Raw genomic sequence first — 238 nt, 5'->3', positions numbered from 1 at the left:
AATCAAAGTTATGATATATCAAAAGCACGCGATGGAAGCACCTTTAAGCTTACAGGTGCAACAGAGCAAGAAATGCTTCAAAATTTAGCCACTCATATCAATAGTTTGGGTATAGAAGGTTTAAGCGTTAAGGTTGAAGCCTATGATAAGAACAATCAAAAAGGCTGGGAGCTTAAAATTAAAGGCGATGGTGGGGCTAATTTTTCTATCAAGGGCAATAAAGATTTCCTTAAAAAAT

At 35.7% G+C, this 238-nt stretch carries 1 pseudogene; it reads left to right on the top strand.

The features are described 5' to 3' along the window. A pseudogene (locus ELQ04_RS08655) lies at nt 1-238 on the top strand (flagellar capping protein); the annotation flags it as partial.

This window comes from Campylobacter sp. CH278 (assembly GCF_004378845.1).
GTDB classification, from domain to species: Bacteria; Campylobacterota; Campylobacteria; order Campylobacterales; family Campylobacteraceae; genus Campylobacter_D; species Campylobacter_D jejuni.
Note: the sequence above shows the minus strand (reverse complement) of the source record. Positions and strands in the feature narration are given on the sequence as shown.